Raw genomic sequence first — 13,775 nt, 5'->3', positions numbered from 1 at the left:
TCGATAGTGAAACGGAGCTGCTGGGCGTATCCGAGGGTCCAGTCGGGTTCTAGTGTGTGAGTTGCGACCGACTCGGTTTGGTCGATAGACTGCTCGGCGATGATCGTCTCGTCGGAGAGCTTCAGATTCGGAGCAGCGTACAGACGGAGCGTGCCCGCAAACGAGTCTTGCTGCTCCCAGTACGACTCTGTGACACTGCTCTTGTCTCTCCCGCCGAGGTCGAGTTCCAGCGAGACTTCGTCGATGCCGTACTCGGCGGAGGTGACGATACTCTCTTCGACGCTGGGTCGTTGTTCCTCGGTCGTCTGTTCGCTCGATCCGCCGAGATCGCCTGAGAGTTCTGAACAACCTGCGAGCCCGCCCATCGCTCCAGTCCCGAGAGCGAGTGCCTGACGGCGAGAAAGAGACCAGCGATGGACTCGATCTGGTTCGTCGTCGTCCTGGCGACCCGTCATACCACGATACGGCGAGAGCAACGAAATATACCTTCGGGTGTCAGATAGCCGTCACAGGACTCGTCACTTCCCCCAGAAGGGGTCGCGCTTGCGGTGCTTCTCGAGGTACATCCGAAGCGCTTCGAGTTCGTCAGCCGGGATGTCGTCGGCCAGTTCCTGTTCGAGGATTTTGGCGTGTTTCTCTGGCAGTTCCGTCCAGAGCTCGTCGCCCTCCTCGATCTGTCGGCCGACGGTCGGGCCGTCGATGGACGCGGCGACTTCCTCGCCCGCCCGCGCCTCGTCGATGTCCTCGCCGGCGGCTTGCAGCGATTTGAGTTCGCCGATGCGCTCGGCCTCGTTGCCGTCCCATTTCACGACGTGGGAGTTTCGCTTCAGCGTGCCGCTGAGCACCTCCACGCCGACGACGGCGGGATTCGACTGCCGGAAGACGTGGTCTTGCAGCACCCGGAAGCGGCAGGGCCGCTTGATCTTGTCGAGCACCTGCTCCTGTTGGGCGCGTTCGATGGCCTCGATGTGCTCCTCGTAGCCCTCGACGAGCTGGTAGATGACGTCGTCGACGAACAGTTCGACGTCTTTCTCCTCGGCCTCGCGTTCGGCGTCGTCGAGGACGTCGACGTTGAATCCCAGAATGGCCTCGTGTTTCGGCTCGTCGGCCGTCGAGGCGACGGCGATGTCCCGCGGTGCGACGTCACCGACCTCCGCGCGGACGATGGGCACCTCGGCGTCGTCGAGCGCAGCCGCGATGGCCTCCAGCGATCCGAGCGTATCGGCTTTCACGACGACGCCCTCCTCCTCGGTGACGACGTCGATTTCCGCGAGCTCTGCTTCGACCTCCTCGATGACTTCTTCGAGCGGGCGGTCGCGGACGACGCGAACCGGGGCGCCGGCCATCGCATCGTCGAGGTCGGGTGCGGCGATTTTCACACCTGCGGCGGCCCGCACCTCGTCGACCTGCTCGAACTGCTTTTCCGTCCGAATCTCCGCGAGCGGCTGGGGTTGGAGCAGCGCCCGGACGTCCGTAACGATGGTTTGGTTCTTCGCGCCGACGACGATGGTGTCATCAGCGCGGACGGTGCCGTCGTACAGCACGATGTCGATCGTCGTTCCGAAGCCGCGCTCCTCTTTGACCTCCAGCACCGTCCCGACGCCGGGCCCCCCGATGTCGATGGACATCTCCTCTTTGAGATAGCGCTGGGAGAGTCCCATGAGGACGGTCAGGAGATCGGGGACGCCCTCCCCCGTTTCGGCGGAGACCGGTACGACGCCGATGTTCGCCCGGAAATCCTGGACGCGCCAGTACATGTCCGCCGAGAAGCCCTCGTCGGAGAGCTGGCCGATAATCTCGTAGAGCTGTTCGTTGAGCCGCGACTCCGCGCGGTCGCTCTGTTTCTCGAGCGTCTGCTGGACGGGCTCGTCCGGATTCGGATTCCAGCCCGGAACGGTGTCGATCTTGTTCGCGGCGACGATGAACGGCGTCTGCGTTCGCTTGAGGATGTCGAGGGCCTCGTAGGTCTGTGGCTGGAAGCCGTCGTTGACGTCGACGACGACGACCGCGATGTCGGCGAGGGCTCCGCCACGAGAGCGCAGCGTCGAGAAGGAATGGTGGCCCGGCGTGTCGATGAAAAGTAGCCCCGGCAAATCGAAGTCGTCGGGGTCGACCAAGGCGCCCGCGATGTCGGAAATCGTCGACAGCGGCACGGCCGTCGCGCCGATATGCTGTGTGATGGCACCGGCCTCGCCCGCGGTCACGGCGGAGCCGCGAACCTCATCGAGCAGGCTCGTCTTCCCGTGGTCGACGTGGCCCAGCACGGCCACGATAGGCGTCCGTAACTCCGCTGCATCCCCGGCGTCGGTGGTGTCGGCGTCAGACATAGAAGAGACCTCTTGTATCCGTCTCACTGCCGCCGGCATATAACGGTTTCAATGTCGTCTCGCCTCCGCGATTACTCCGTGACGGTGAACTGGGCAGTCATACCGCTGCTCCGGTGGGGCACACAGTAGTAGTTGTACTGGCCGGCGACCTCGAACGTGTGCCAGTGGTTGTGCCCCTCGCCGTACGTCGTCGTTCGGCTCCCGTCCGTACCGTTCCAGTCGGTGCCGTCCGGCACATCGCCCTCGTCGTATTTGATGTTGTGGCCGCCGCCGACCCACTCCCAGAGGACGGTATCGCCGACCGAGACCTCGAAGGAATCGGGGTCGAACCGGAGGCCATCGCCGACCTTGACACGCTGGTCGGGGGTATCCGGTGGCGTGGCCGTCGGCGTCGAAGATTCGGTGGCTGTGTCGGTCGCGGTCTCGGTTTCGGTGGGCGTGTCGGTCAACTCGGCGGTATCGGTCGGCGTCGCCGTCGATGTCGACTCAGAGGTGGGTGTCCCGTCGTCGCCGGTACAGCCCGCGAGGCCGATGGCGGTTCCAGCGAGTGCGACAGTCCGGAGATAGCGTCTGCGTTCCATACTGTGCTCTGCCGGTGGAGACGCTTCAACCTTGACCCGATTCCCGCCGTATTTGCGACGGCGGACCCGAACGTTGATAGCGAATCGACCTCAAGCGGGGCACATGCCAGACGTACTCGCCGAGAACCTCTCGGAGAAAGAGGTGATGGGCTCGGACGGTGCAAGCCTCGGTACGCTGTACAACATCACGATGGATCTGAAGACCGGGTCGTTGCAGCGACTCGTTGTCGACCCCGGTGAACGGTCGACGTCCACCCAGTTCGATCATGACGAACACGGCAACTACCTGGTACCTGTCAGCCGCGTGCAGGCGGTGAAAGACACCATCGTCGTCGCGCGCTGATTTTCAATGCAGGTTCTCGACTCGTCGGCGTTCATCAACGACTACACGACCGAAGAGCAGAAGGCGACGATCCCGCTCGTCCGAGAGGAACTCGAAGACGAAGCGGGCTATCGGTTCGACGCACTCGAAGGGTCGGGCATGCGGATTCACATTCCGGATCCCGGAACCGTAGAGCGCGTCGAGCGGGCGGCGCGTGAAACGGGCGATTCGGAGGAACTCTCACGCCCCGACGTTCGCTTGCTCGCCGCGTCGTTCGAACTCGATGCGACGCTCGTCACCGACGACTACGCCATGCAGAACGTCGCGGAGAAACTCGACATCCACGTCGAGGTCATCGCCCAGGAGGGTATCGACGAACGCCTCGATTGGCAGTTCCAATGTCAAGGCTGTGGTCGGACGTTCGACGAGCACCGCGAGCGGTGTGAGATTTGTGGTAGCGACCTCGAACGCAAACGCCCCTAATCGAGCTCCTCCAGCCCGGTATCGACCAGCTGTTCGAGGACTTCCTGCTCGGTGAGGCCGTACTGGATGGCCAGCCCCTCGACCTGTTCGGCGACCTGGTCGTCACAGATCAGGGTGTACTGAGGCATGACAACACCCTACATGGTCGGGGGAGTTAAATTCCCGTCAGACGAACGACCGACGAGAGACTGACAAGGTTAATCCTTCGGCAGCCAGTAGTGTGGACAATGAGTGGCTCCGCCTCGCCCGCCACCGTCCGGTGGTCGCCAATCGCTGCCGTCGCCGGTGCCGCCGGCCTCGGTCTCGTCGGCTTCGTCGTCGGCGTTCTGGTCGCTCTCATCGCCGTCTCGCTCGTCGGCGCGGTCATCCCGCTGTCGTCGACATCGCCGAGCGCGAACCTGCTGCAGTTGGTCGGGCAGGGTATCGGCCTCGTCGCTGTCGGCTACCTGTACCTCGAATCCCGCGGCCTGCCGCTGTCGTACGTCCGCATCGAACGGCCAGCTTTCCGTGACCTCGGATGGGTCGCGCTGGCGACGGTCGTCCTCTTTGCGGTCGTCGCTGGCAGTTCCGGCCTTGCGAACGTCCTCGGCCTGCCGCTCGCGGAACACGGCATCGCCGACACCATCGAGGCGAATCCGTCCGTCGCACTCCTCTTTATTCCGCTCTCGCTTCTGGTCACGGGGCCGGTCGAGGAGTTCCTCTATCGCGGCGTCATCCAGACGCGACTCCGGGAGACGTTCGGTTTCGCGCCGGCAGTGGCCGTCTCCGCTATCGTGTTTGCCGCCATCCACATCCCGGCGTACCTCTCGACGACCGCCCCGGGAACGACCCTTACGACCGTCGTCTTCGCGATATTGCCGCTCGCTGCGGTGCTTGGCTTCGTGTACGAGTACACGGGTAACCTGGTCATTCCGGTGTTGACCCACGGCATCTACAACGCCGCCGTCTTCGGCGTCAACTACGCCGAAATCGTCGGTATCCCTGGCTTCGGCTTCTAACTCACTCGATTCGCAGCTCCGTCTTGTCTTCGACGGCTTCTGCTTCCTCGAAGTCGCCGGCGCCGAGCAGCCCACGAGCGGCGCGTTTCCCCCACTCGACTGCGGGCTGGGTGAACGTCGACACCCCGAGCAGTTCTCCATAGAGGATGGTCGCAGCCTCCATGCCGTAGAGCAGTTCGCCGATACCGTGGGCGTCGAGGCGGTCGATCTCGATGCGGATGTTGGCCTGGCCAGCATCCGCCAGGGACGCCTCCGTCGCCTCGAACTCGGCGTCGAGGAGTTCCCCGAGGCCGCCGCCGCTCAGATACGATAACTCCTCGATCTCGGTAGCCGGAATCTCGTGGTCGTCGCGCTCGCGCGGGCGGACGAGCGTGACGAGTTTGTCCCGGCGCCCGGCGCGGTACAGCTGCAGTTGGGAGTGTTGGTCGGTCGCCCCGAGAGCGCGGGCGGGCGTCTGCCCCAGGCCATCTTTCCCGAGGCTTTCGGCCCACAGCTGGGCGAACCATTCGGCGAACGGCTCCAGGGCTTCGGCGTAAGGGACGAACGCGTTCGTCGTCGCACCGCGCTGTTCGGTAGCGTAGGCGACTGCGCCGTACGCGTAGGCCGGGCAGTCGAACAGCGACGGTTCGAGCGCTTCCCGACCCGCGGCGCCGCCCGCCAGGACGGCTTCGATATCGCCGCCGAGCGCCGCCGCGGGCAGCAGGCCGACTTCCGACAGCGCCGAGTAACGACCTGGAACGCCCTCTGGAACCGAACAGGTCGGCAGGTCGTGTTCGACGGCGAGGTCGGCGAGCGGCCCGGATTCACCCGTCGTGACGACCGTCCGGTTCGTCCAGTCGATGCCGGCGTCGGCCATCGCTTCTCGGACGACGAGGAAGTTCGCGAGCGTCTCCGCCGTCGTGCCGGACTTGGAGACGACGTTCACGAGCGTCGAATCGAGCGGCAGTCGCTCAAGCAGCCGCCGTGTGTGCTCCGGGTCGACGTTGTCGAGGGTGTGGTGGCCGTCGAGGCCGAGCGCGCTCGTGATGGTGTCGGCACCGAGCGACGAGCCGCCGATACCGACCGTCAGGACGGCCTCGGGGTCGAAGCCGGCGACGGCGTCCCGAATCGCCTCGGGGTCGGTATCGGTCGGCAACGCGAGGCTCGTGTATCCGAACTCGCGGGCCTCGATACCCGTCTCGACTCGTTCGTGGGCGCGGGCGACGCGCTCGTCGAGGCGCTCCAGCGACGCCTCCGAAACGCCGGTGGTCGCCTCGGCCGCTAACGCGTTGCCGATGTCGACGTACATACCCGTAGACGCGGCCCCGGTCACAAAGGTGTTGACGATGCCCGGCCCGCCGCGACCGCGTCGTTTATTCGCCATAGGCACCTACGGCGACCAATGAGCGAGGAATACGGCGGCCTCCTCGGCGCCTTTCCCTACGCGTTCCGCCACAGCGATTCGCGGCTCTTTCGGGCCTACACCGCTGTCAGCGGGGTGTTGGTCGCTGTACTCACGCTGTTTTTCGCGCTCGCACTCGTCGTCACCGTCGCCTCGACGACCGGGAGCGCCAGCGGAACCATCACGTTCGTCCGCTCGGTGTTCATCCTCCTGGGGTTCCTCGTGGTGGCGCCACTCGTCGCACCCGTCCTCTTCGTGGCCCGCCGTATCCGCCGTGGGGGAAGTGATGCTCCCTACGACGCCGCCCTCGGGGCGACCGGCGTCGTCTATACGTTCACGCTGTATCTCGGCGCCATCGCGTCGATGCCTGCGGAGTTCGAACTCGACGGACAGGTGACGCCCCGACCGGAGCCAACTGGCGTGACCGCGCCGCTCGTCGAGGCGCTGTATGCGCTCCCAGAGGCACTCTCGTGGACGATTCCGCTGGCCGGCGCCGCTCTGATATATCTCGTCCACCGACGGCTTCGGTGACCTATGCCACACCCTCCCGCGAAACGCCGAAAAGGCCGCGGTGCCTTTCTCCTCCAATGACAGAAAGCCGCTTTCTCGTGACGCACGCCGACGATTCGTCGGCGGTGCTGAAAGACATCGACCGCGGGCAGGTACACACGCTCGGCAGCAACCCCGGCCTCGCGGTCAACGACCTCATCGCGGGTACCGTCGAACCGGAGCCACCGATGGAGGTGACCTCCCAGCTCGTCGAGTTCGAAAAACGCCGCACTCTCAGCGTTGAGCACAGCCCGGAACCGCCGACGAAACAGGAGCGTGAAATCGCGGCCGACCAGCCCGACGGTGAGCTCACCCGAGAGGAACGGGCCGGAACGGGCGAGCTCCACGTCTTGACGGTGCCCGAAGCGCAGACAGAAGACGCCGCCGCGGACGTCCTCGAAGACGAGGGGACGCTCGTCCGGGCGGCGAAACTCGGCGTCGAGCGCGTCGAGGTGCGGAGCGCCGAGGGCGTCGTCAGCGTTCGCTACCTGCCCTAAGCGGGGTACGGCCGCTCGCCGAGAATCGCTATTTCATCGCCGACGCGAAGCGATTTTCCGACCGTCGCCTCCGGCACGAACGTGTTCACCATCAGCCGGAAGTAGTGGTCGAACCACGCCTCGGACGCCCACTCCGGGAGCGTCTCCGCTCGCTTCTGCACAAACGTCTCCCGGAACCCGGGCGTCTCCTCGCCGGTGTCGGGGTCACGTGTCGGAACGACACAGCGCCGACAGGGGTTCGAGCCGATGAACTCACAATCTCCAATCCGGAATCCGATGGCGGTCTCCTCGTCACGATACAGGCGGTCTTCCCAGAAGGGCTTGACGCCGGAGACGATGAGGTTCGGCCGGAGGCGCCGCTCCATCTCCTCGGGCGTGATGTCGTCGTACCAGCCCGCTACTTCCCGAATCGCCGCCTCGGAGATGACGGTCGGGCCCGAAGCGAGCGTATCGTCGGGGAACCCCCCGTGTTCGTCGTATCGCAACGAAACCGGTTCCTCGAAGTAGTCGGTCAGCCACGCCTCGATGGCCTCGCGGTTGTCGGTGTCGAAGGCAACGGGGTTGCCGTCGTTCGGCCGGAGCGTCAACCGCCCCGCCTTCAGATCGAACCACGACCGGAGTTCGTGAACCCGACGGTCGTTCTTGCCGTTGAGGTAGTCGCCGTCGGCATCGACCATAGCGAACGTGCGGTCGTACGAGAGGCCACCGTCGGGTCGTATCTCGACCCGCTCTGCGGTGTCGTGGGGGTCGAGCGATTTGACCGGATACACGATGATGCGTTCGAGCGTCGGCGTCGCCATTACCGACTCGTGTGGTGCGCCCCCGGATTAACGGTTCGGGATGGCCGCCACGAGCCGCGCGATTGGAACGACGCCCTGTCGGGTGAACGACGAACGATAACCCTTATTCACGGTGGCCGCACACCCGAAGGCATGGACCTGTCGGTACCGACAGTCGACTATTCGGAGTACACCAACCGTGAGCTGGTCGCGATACCGCTCGCGATGTTGGTGGTATCTATCGGCATTCTCGCCCTCGCCACGGCGCTTGTCGGCTCGCCGGTGTCGCTCGGCATCGAGTTCACCGGGGGCACCGAGATGCAGATCGTCACTGACGACTCGCCCGAGGAGATTCGAGCAACGTTCGACGAAGAGATCGCCTCGCTTACGCCCATCTCCGGGCAGTCGGGGACGTACCAGGTGACGTTCCAGACGGACGACGCCGACCCGCTCATCGACCAGGCGGAGTCGGCTGGCTATGAGATCGAATCCGTCGGGGAGCGGTCTGCGAGCTTCGCGGCCGACTCCCAGCGCCAGGCGGTTCTCGGGATCGGCATCGCGTTCGCGGGCATGGCGATACTCGTCTTCCTCATGTTTCGGACGTTCATCCCCTCCATCGCCGTCGTCGCCTCGGCGTTCTCCGACATCATAATTCCACTGGCGCTGATGCGACTGTTCAACATCGAGCTCTCGCTCGGGACAGTCGCAGCACTACTGATGCTTATCGGGTACAGCGTCGACTCCGACCTGCTTTTGAACAACCACGTCCTCCGGCGTCGGGGTGATTTCTACACCTCGACGTTCCGGGCAATGCGAACCGGGGTGACGATGACAGTCACCTCCATCGCGGCGATGATCGTGATGACCATCGTCGCCTCGCTGCTCGCCATCCCGCTGCTTCCGGAGGTCGGCATCGTACTCGTGTTCGGCCTGACCGCTGATCTGATGAACACCTACCTACTCAACGTGAGCCTGCTTCGCTACTACAAATACGAGGGGATCGCGACATGAAACTCAGTCCCAGAGAGAACTGGCGAATCTGGTTGCTCGTTCTCTTCGTCATCGTGAGCTCCGTCGCGGTGTTCGCCCCGACTGGCGGCGGCAGCGACGCGAACGTTACGAACGAAAGCGACGCCGCGACGCAGTCGACGCTTACGAACCTCCAGTTCGGCCTGGAACTTTCCGGCGGCACCCAGGTTCGGGCACCACTCGTCGGGATGACCGCCGAGGGACTCGAGTTCCAACCCGACCAATCGAGAGATATCGAACGCACTGTCGAGGATGAGCTCGGCCTCGGTGCCGGTGATGTCCGCGCGGACGCCCAGGGCGGCACCGTCGAGGTGTTCGCAGACCGCCACATCGGCAACGTCACCAAGGCGGAGTTCGTGGCCGCGCTGCAGGAAGCCGGCTTCTCGGTCACCGAGGAGGATGTCCGGATGGGTGTCACCGCTGAAACACGCGAGGACACGGTCGAAGTGCTCGAAAGCAAGATCGACCAGAGTGGCCTCAGTGGCGGGACGGTGACGCAAGTCGCTTCCCCGGGCCAGCAGTTCATCCTCGTTGAAGTGCCCGGCGCCGACCGCGAGGAGGTCATCGAACTCATCGGTGACCGCGGCCAGGTCGAAACCGTCGCGCTGTTCCCCGAACAGCGGGACAACGAGACGGTGTATCGGAACGTCTCCCTGCTCAGCCAGGATGACTTCGCCCAGGTCGGCAGCGCAACGCAGGACAGCGGCCGGGCGTACGTCCCGGTCACGCTGACGGAAAGCTCCGCCGAGGGCTTCCAGCAGGCGATGCGGGAGTTCGGCTTCGCCCAGGAGGGCGGTACCGTCTGCAACTACAACCTCGAACAGTCCCTTGCGGAGAACAAGGCGAACAACCCCGGTCGCTGTCTACTGACGGTGCTCGACGGAGACGTCGTCTTCGCGGCACGCGTCACCGACGGCCTCGCGGATTCGTTCCGCGACGGCAGTTTCGCCGACCGACCGACCTACCAGTCGACGACGACGAGCTTCGAGGACGCCCGCCAGCTCGAAATCAATCTGAAGACCGGTTCGCTGCCGACGCAACTCGACATCCAGAACCGCGGGACGACGTACTTCCTCCTGCCGAGTCTCGCAGACCGGTTCAAGACGCTGTCGCTCGCGACCGGCGCGGCCGCAGTCCTCGCGGTCGCCCTCGTGGTGTTCGCCCGCTACCGGCGCCCCGAGGTCGCGGCGCCGATGCTCCTGACCGCCGCTGCGGAGGTGTATCTCCTGCTTGGCTTCGCCGCTGCGGTGGGCTTGCCACTCGACCTCTCTCACATTGCCGGCTTCATCGCCGTCATCGGAACGGGGGTCGACGATCTCGTGATAATCGCCGACGAGATCATGCAACAGGGTGAGGTGAAGACCTCACGCGTCTTCGAATCGCGGTTCAGGAAGGCGTTCTGGGTCATCGGCGCCGCGGCGGCGACGACCATCATCGCCATGTCACCGCTTGCAGTGCTGTCGCTGGGTGACCTCCAGGGCTTCGCCATCATCACCATCATCGGCGTCCTCCTGGGTGTGTTGGTCACCCGGCCCGCGTACGGTGACATCCTCCGCGTGCTCGTGTTGGAGGACTGACGCCGTTCCATTTCGCTGCCGTCGCCGTTACTGCTGCCGAGTTCGAAGCGCTTTCCATCCTGCCGACGAAACCGTTCGTATGACCTTCCGAGACGGTACGCTGGTCGACTGGCGCGAGTGGGGCGAAGAGCCCTTCGACGCCGCCGACCGCGCCGGAAAGCCGGTGCTGTGCTCGCTCACAGCGCCGTGGTGTGACTGGTGTGAAAAGATGGACGAGGAGGTGTACTCCGACCCGAAACTCGCCGCCCACATCGGCGAGAGCTTCGTTCCCGTCCGCGTCGATGTCGACCGGACCCCTCGCGTTCGCGAGCGGTACAACATGGGTGGGTTCCCGACGACGGTGTTCCTGACGCCGGACGGCGATGTCCTCTCCGGGGCGACGTATCTGGGTTCCGACGGACTCCGGCAGATCCTCGATAGCGTCCGGGAATCCTGGGACGCGAAGGGCGCTTCGGCCGGCCGCGTGCCGCGGTCGCTCTCCGGTGCTGACCTTCCGAGCGGCGAGGTGACAGCCGACATCGAGGCCCACATGGTCGAACAGATCGCTGCCTCCTTCGACGACGAGTACGGCGGCTGGGGGACTGGCGCGAAGTTCCCGCTGCCCCGAACCGTCGAGTTCGCTCTCAAGCGCGACCGAACGCGTGCGACTCGGACGCTCGAAGCCGTCCAGACACACCTTTACGATACCTATGATGGCGGCTTCTATCGATTCACCGAGACCCGCAGCTGGGGTGAACCACATCGCGAGAAACTGACGGACGAGAACGCCGCCGTGGTGCGGGCGTTCACGAACGGCTATCTCTACACCGGTGAAGAATCGTATCGTGAGGTCGCCGAGGGCACCGTCGATTACCTGACGACGACGGCCTGGACGGGCGATGCCTTCGGCGCGAGCCAGGCCGCGAGCGACTACTACCTGCTCGAACCGACCGAGCGGGAGGAGACGGAGCCGCCGCACGTCGACGAGACGGTGTTCGCCGACCGAAACGGCATGGCTGCCGAGGCGTTACTCCGCTTCGCCGCGATAACCGACCACGAAGGCGCCACCCGATACGCCGAGCGAGCCCTAGAGTTCACTCTTGAGACGCTCGTCGAAGATGGCCGCGTGGCCCACTTCGATGGCGACGACAGCGAGACGGGGCTGCTCGCAGACCACGCCCGTCTCCTCTCCGGCCTCACCGCTGCCGCGCAGGTGGCCGGCCCTGACGGATGGCTCAACTCCGCACGCGAGATCGCGGACGACGCCATCGACCGCCTCGCTGGCGCCGACGGTTCGTTCATGGACGGCGACCCCACCGGTGCGGGGCTGCTCGACCGACCGTTGCGCCCGCTGGAGACGAACGCCGAGATGGCCGACGCCCTGCTCGATCTGTGGGCGCTCACCGACGACGACCGGTACCACGAGATCGCGACCGACGCGCTGGCGGCCTTTGCCGGCGCCTACGAGCGAATGGGCATCGAGGTCGCTGGCTATGCAGCAGCTTCAGCCCGAGCCCACTACGACCCGCTGGTCGTTCGGACGCCGCAGGCCGGGAGTGACCTCCACCGCGCTGCGCTCCGTATCGCCGACCACGAGAAGGTCGTCGTTCCCGAAGCCCGTGAAGACGCGGTTGCCGTCCGGGCTGGCGAGGCGACCGAACCGGCGGAAACCCCCGACGAACTGCTCGAACGGGCTGCGGACGGCCCCGCGCCCTGAATCGCCGATACGGTCAGTATCGTAACAACAACTCAAACCGTTCCTAAACTTGCGGTGTGTTTATAACCTGGGAGAGGGAGAGACGTAACAATGGCAAGTCTCAGAGACCTCGGTTTGTCCGAGTACGAGGCCCGCGCCTATCGCGCGCTGCTGAAAACGGGGCCCACAACCGCCAAAAAGTTGTCCCGGGTCAGCGACGTCCCGATGGGGCGGATCTACGACGTCCTCAACAGTATCGAACAGTACAACCTCGTCCGGTCGCAGTCAGCCTCTCGACCCAAGAAGTACGTCGCCGTCGAACCAACGACGGCGCTCGACCGCCTGCTCGACGACAAGAAACAGGAACTGGAGGAGAAAGCCACCCAGTACGAGGACATCGTCGACGAGCTCACCGGCGAACTCGAAACGGCTGACCCCGTCGAGGAGACGTTCTGGACGGCGTCTGTCGGCCCCGAAGAGACCGTCGACCTCCTCGTCGAGCGGCTCTCGGCCGCCGACTCACAGATCGTCATGGTGCTGTCGACGTACACCGAGCAGTTCTTCGATATCGACACGGTCGGAACGCTGATTCTCGACGAACTCAGCGATGCCCTGGATCGTGGTGTCGAGGTTCGACTCCTGATGCGTCCCGACCTCGTGCCCGTACTACCGGAGTCCATCGGCGAGCGCTACCGCGCCTCGCTCATGGAGCATGACCGATTCTCCGTTCGCACGAGCGAAAACGTCTCTGGAACGTTCACCCTCATCGACGAAAACGAAGTCGTTATCGAGGTGCCACACCCCCTGAAAAGCCAAGAGGTGTTCGCGATGATCGACCTCAAAGACCGCGAGTTCGCCCAGAGCGTCCGTTCGGAGTTCGAACCCCGCTGGGAGAAAGCCCAGGAACTCACGTTCTAATCTCGCCGGACTGCTTATATCGCCCTGTGTATTTCTGCTATTACATAACGGCATCTCCCGCGAACTGGTCGGAAAGATGCCCTCATCCCCGTTATGAACGACTTAGAGACCCAGACTGCGCTGCTCGACCACACACAGGACAAGGTCGTGGTCGTCGACGAGGCGGGCACCTACCAGTACGTGAACGCAGCCGTCGAGCGCGTGCTGGGCTACACGCCCGAGGAATTCGTCGGCATGAGCGCCTTCGAGTGTATGCACCCAGACGACCGCGCGGAGATGCGGGCGGCGTTCGAACAGCTCATCGAAGCGGATGCGGAGACGGAAGCGACCGTCGAGTACCGCCACCGGGCCAAGGACGGCTCGTGGGTCTGGGTCGAAAGCCGGCTATCGAACCGGTCAGCATCGGCCTTCGACGGCTACGTCGTCACCTCGCGGGATATCACCGCTCGGAAGCGTGCGGAACGGAATCGACGCGAAACCGAACAATGGCTCGAAGAACTCGCTGCCCACGCCGACGACGTGCTGTGGATGTTCTCCGCAGACTGGTCTGAGCTGCTGTTCGTCAACGACGCTTTCGAGGACGTCTGGGGCCAGTCGACCGATGCGGTTCGTGCGGAGCCGCTCCGGTTTCTGGACGGTGTCCATCCGGACGACCGACC

16 protein-coding genes are annotated in these 13,775 nt (G+C 64.6%); 10 read left to right on the top strand and 6 right to left on the bottom strand.

Annotated elements, in window-relative coordinates; all coding sequences use genetic code 11:
- From ACI8UR_RS10960 to ACI8UR_RS10950, 3 genes are all read right to left on the bottom strand, one after another.
- A partial coding sequence (locus ACI8UR_RS10960; protein ID WP_415087868.1) for a hypothetical protein occupies positions 1 to 365 on the bottom strand: 365 nt, incomplete at its 3' end.
- A 153-nt stretch (positions 366 to 518) separates the two neighbouring features.
- Positions 519 to 2,327 carry a translation initiation factor IF-2 gene (gene infB, locus ACI8UR_RS10955; RefSeq protein WP_411715091.1) on the bottom strand — a complete coding sequence of 603 codons (1,809 nt, stop codon included), beginning with the start codon at positions 2,325 to 2,327 and terminating at the stop codon, positions 519 to 521.
- Between the two features lie 71 nt (positions 2,328 to 2,398).
- Complete coding sequence (locus ACI8UR_RS10950; RefSeq protein ID WP_411715092.1) at positions 2,399 to 2,908, bottom strand: plastocyanin/azurin family copper-binding protein; 510 nt, start codon at positions 2,906 to 2,908, stop codon at positions 2,399 to 2,401.
- Positions 2,909 to 3,011: 103 nt separating this feature from the next.
- Here ACI8UR_RS10950 and ACI8UR_RS10945 point away from each other — a divergent pair, with 103 nt between their 5' ends.
- Together ACI8UR_RS10945 and ACI8UR_RS10940 are read left to right on the top strand one after the other, a co-directional pair.
- Positions 3,012 to 3,251 carry a PRC-barrel domain-containing protein gene (locus ACI8UR_RS10945; protein ID WP_411715093.1) on the top strand — a complete coding sequence of 80 codons (240 nt, stop codon included), beginning with the start codon at positions 3,012 to 3,014 and terminating at the stop codon, positions 3,249 to 3,251.
- A 6-nt stretch (positions 3,252 to 3,257) separates the two neighbouring features.
- On the top strand, positions 3,258 to 3,713 hold the full coding sequence (locus ACI8UR_RS10940) for an NOB1 family endonuclease (protein ID WP_411715094.1): 456 nt from the start codon (positions 3,258 to 3,260) through the stop codon (positions 3,711 to 3,713).
- Here the strand turns inward: ACI8UR_RS10940 and ACI8UR_RS10935 are convergent.
- Positions 3,710 to 3,841 (bottom strand): CopG family transcriptional regulator, encoded by a 132-nt coding sequence (locus ACI8UR_RS10935; RefSeq protein WP_411715095.1) that lies wholly within the window; start codon positions 3,839 to 3,841, stop codon positions 3,710 to 3,712. The genes ACI8UR_RS10940 and ACI8UR_RS10935 overlap by 4 nt on opposite strands.
- A 99-nt stretch (positions 3,842 to 3,940) precedes the next feature.
- On the opposite strand from ACI8UR_RS10935, the gene ACI8UR_RS10930 reads away from it, so the two are divergent.
- Complete coding sequence (locus tag ACI8UR_RS10930; protein WP_411715096.1) at positions 3,941 to 4,711, top strand: lysostaphin resistance A-like protein; 771 nt, start codon at positions 3,941 to 3,943, stop codon at positions 4,709 to 4,711.
- A gap of 1 nt (position 4,712) precedes the next feature.
- On the opposite strand, the gene ACI8UR_RS10925 is transcribed toward ACI8UR_RS10930, so the two are convergent.
- Positions 4,713 to 5,999, bottom strand: coding sequence for a glucose-6-phosphate isomerase (locus ACI8UR_RS10925; RefSeq protein WP_411715097.1), 1,287 nt, complete (start codon positions 5,997 to 5,999; stop codon positions 4,713 to 4,715).
- A 93-nt stretch (positions 6,000 to 6,092) separates the two neighbouring features.
- Here ACI8UR_RS10925 and ACI8UR_RS10920 point away from each other — a divergent pair, with 93 nt between their 5' ends.
- Both ACI8UR_RS10920 and ACI8UR_RS10915 read left to right on the top strand, forming a co-directional pair.
- Entirely contained in the window at positions 6,093 to 6,623 is a 531-nt protein-coding gene (locus ACI8UR_RS10920; RefSeq protein WP_411715098.1) for a hypothetical protein, read from the top strand.
- Positions 6,624 to 6,679: 56 nt separating this feature from the next.
- Positions 6,680 to 7,138 carry a DUF5812 family protein gene (locus tag ACI8UR_RS10915; protein WP_411715099.1) on the top strand — a complete coding sequence of 153 codons (459 nt, stop codon included), beginning with the start codon at positions 6,680 to 6,682 and terminating at the stop codon, positions 7,136 to 7,138.
- Here the strand turns inward: ACI8UR_RS10915 and ACI8UR_RS10910 are convergent.
- Entirely contained in the window at positions 7,135 to 7,938 is an 804-nt protein-coding gene (locus tag ACI8UR_RS10910) for an MOSC domain-containing protein (protein WP_411715100.1), read from the bottom strand. The two genes, ACI8UR_RS10915 and ACI8UR_RS10910, sit on opposite strands and share 4 nt — an antisense overlap.
- A gap of 132 nt (positions 7,939 to 8,070) precedes the next feature.
- Here ACI8UR_RS10910 and secF point away from each other — a divergent pair, with 132 nt between their 5' ends.
- From secF to ACI8UR_RS10885, 5 genes are all read left to right on the top strand, one after another.
- A complete protein-coding gene (gene secF / locus ACI8UR_RS10905; protein ID WP_411715101.1) occupies positions 8,071 to 8,928 on the top strand; it encodes a protein translocase subunit SecF in 858 nt (285 codons plus the stop codon).
- Positions 8,925 to 10,523: a preprotein translocase subunit SecD gene (locus ACI8UR_RS10900; RefSeq protein ID WP_411715102.1), complete on the top strand. Its 1,599-nt coding sequence runs from the start codon at positions 8,925 to 8,927 to the stop codon at positions 10,521 to 10,523. Before secF ends, ACI8UR_RS10900 begins: the two co-directional genes overlap by 4 nt.
- Before the next feature lie 79 nt (positions 10,524 to 10,602).
- Positions 10,603 to 12,219 carry a DUF255 domain-containing protein gene (locus ACI8UR_RS10895; protein WP_411715103.1) on the top strand — a complete coding sequence of 539 codons (1,617 nt, stop codon included), beginning with the start codon at positions 10,603 to 10,605 and terminating at the stop codon, positions 12,217 to 12,219.
- Positions 12,220 to 12,309: 90 nt separating this feature from the next.
- A complete protein-coding gene (locus ACI8UR_RS10890; RefSeq protein WP_411715104.1) occupies positions 12,310 to 13,116 on the top strand; it encodes a TrmB family transcriptional regulator in 807 nt (268 codons plus the stop codon).
- A 93-nt stretch (positions 13,117 to 13,209) separates the two neighbouring features.
- The coding region (locus ACI8UR_RS10885) for a PAS domain-containing protein (protein ID WP_415087867.1) at positions 13,210 to 13,775 on the top strand (566 nt) is incomplete at its 3' end.

This window comes from Natronomonas sp., assembly GCF_047616845.1.
Lineage (GTDB): Archaea > Halobacteriota > Halobacteria > Halobacteriales > Haloarculaceae > Natronomonas.
This window is presented reverse-complemented; position numbering and strand designations above follow the sequence as displayed.

Coding starts and splice junctions, on each gene's coding strand:
- infB (WP_411715091.1), bottom strand. CDS start 2,327: ATGTCTGACGCCGACACCACCGACGCCGGGGATGCAGCGGAGTTACGG.
- ACI8UR_RS10950 (WP_411715092.1), bottom strand. CDS start 2,908: ATGGAACGCAGACGCTATCTCCGGACTGTCGCACTCGCTGGAACCGCC.
- ACI8UR_RS10945 (WP_411715093.1), top strand. CDS start 3,012: ATGCCAGACGTACTCGCCGAGAACCTCTCGGAGAAAGAGGTGATGGGC.
- ACI8UR_RS10940 (WP_411715094.1), top strand. CDS start 3,258: ATGCAGGTTCTCGACTCGTCGGCGTTCATCAACGACTACACGACCGAA.
- ACI8UR_RS10935 (WP_411715095.1), bottom strand. CDS start 3,841: ATGCCTCAGTACACCCTGATCTGTGACGACCAGGTCGCCGAACAGGTC.
- ACI8UR_RS10930 (WP_411715096.1), top strand. CDS start 3,941: ATGAGTGGCTCCGCCTCGCCCGCCACCGTCCGGTGGTCGCCAATCGCT.
- ACI8UR_RS10925 (WP_411715097.1), bottom strand. CDS start 5,999: ATGTACGTCGACATCGGCAACGCGTTAGCGGCCGAGGCGACCACCGGC.
- ACI8UR_RS10920 (WP_411715098.1), top strand. CDS start 6,093: ATGAGCGAGGAATACGGCGGCCTCCTCGGCGCCTTTCCCTACGCGTTC.
- ACI8UR_RS10915 (WP_411715099.1), top strand. CDS start 6,680: ATGACAGAAAGCCGCTTTCTCGTGACGCACGCCGACGATTCGTCGGCG.
- ACI8UR_RS10910 (WP_411715100.1), bottom strand. CDS start 7,938: ATGGCGACGCCGACGCTCGAACGCATCATCGTGTATCCGGTCAAATCG.
- secF (WP_411715101.1), top strand. CDS start 8,071: ATGGACCTGTCGGTACCGACAGTCGACTATTCGGAGTACACCAACCGT.
- ACI8UR_RS10900 (WP_411715102.1), top strand. CDS start 8,925: ATGAAACTCAGTCCCAGAGAGAACTGGCGAATCTGGTTGCTCGTTCTC.
- ACI8UR_RS10895 (WP_411715103.1), top strand. CDS start 10,603: ATGACCTTCCGAGACGGTACGCTGGTCGACTGGCGCGAGTGGGGCGAA.
- ACI8UR_RS10890 (WP_411715104.1), top strand. CDS start 12,310: ATGGCAAGTCTCAGAGACCTCGGTTTGTCCGAGTACGAGGCCCGCGCC.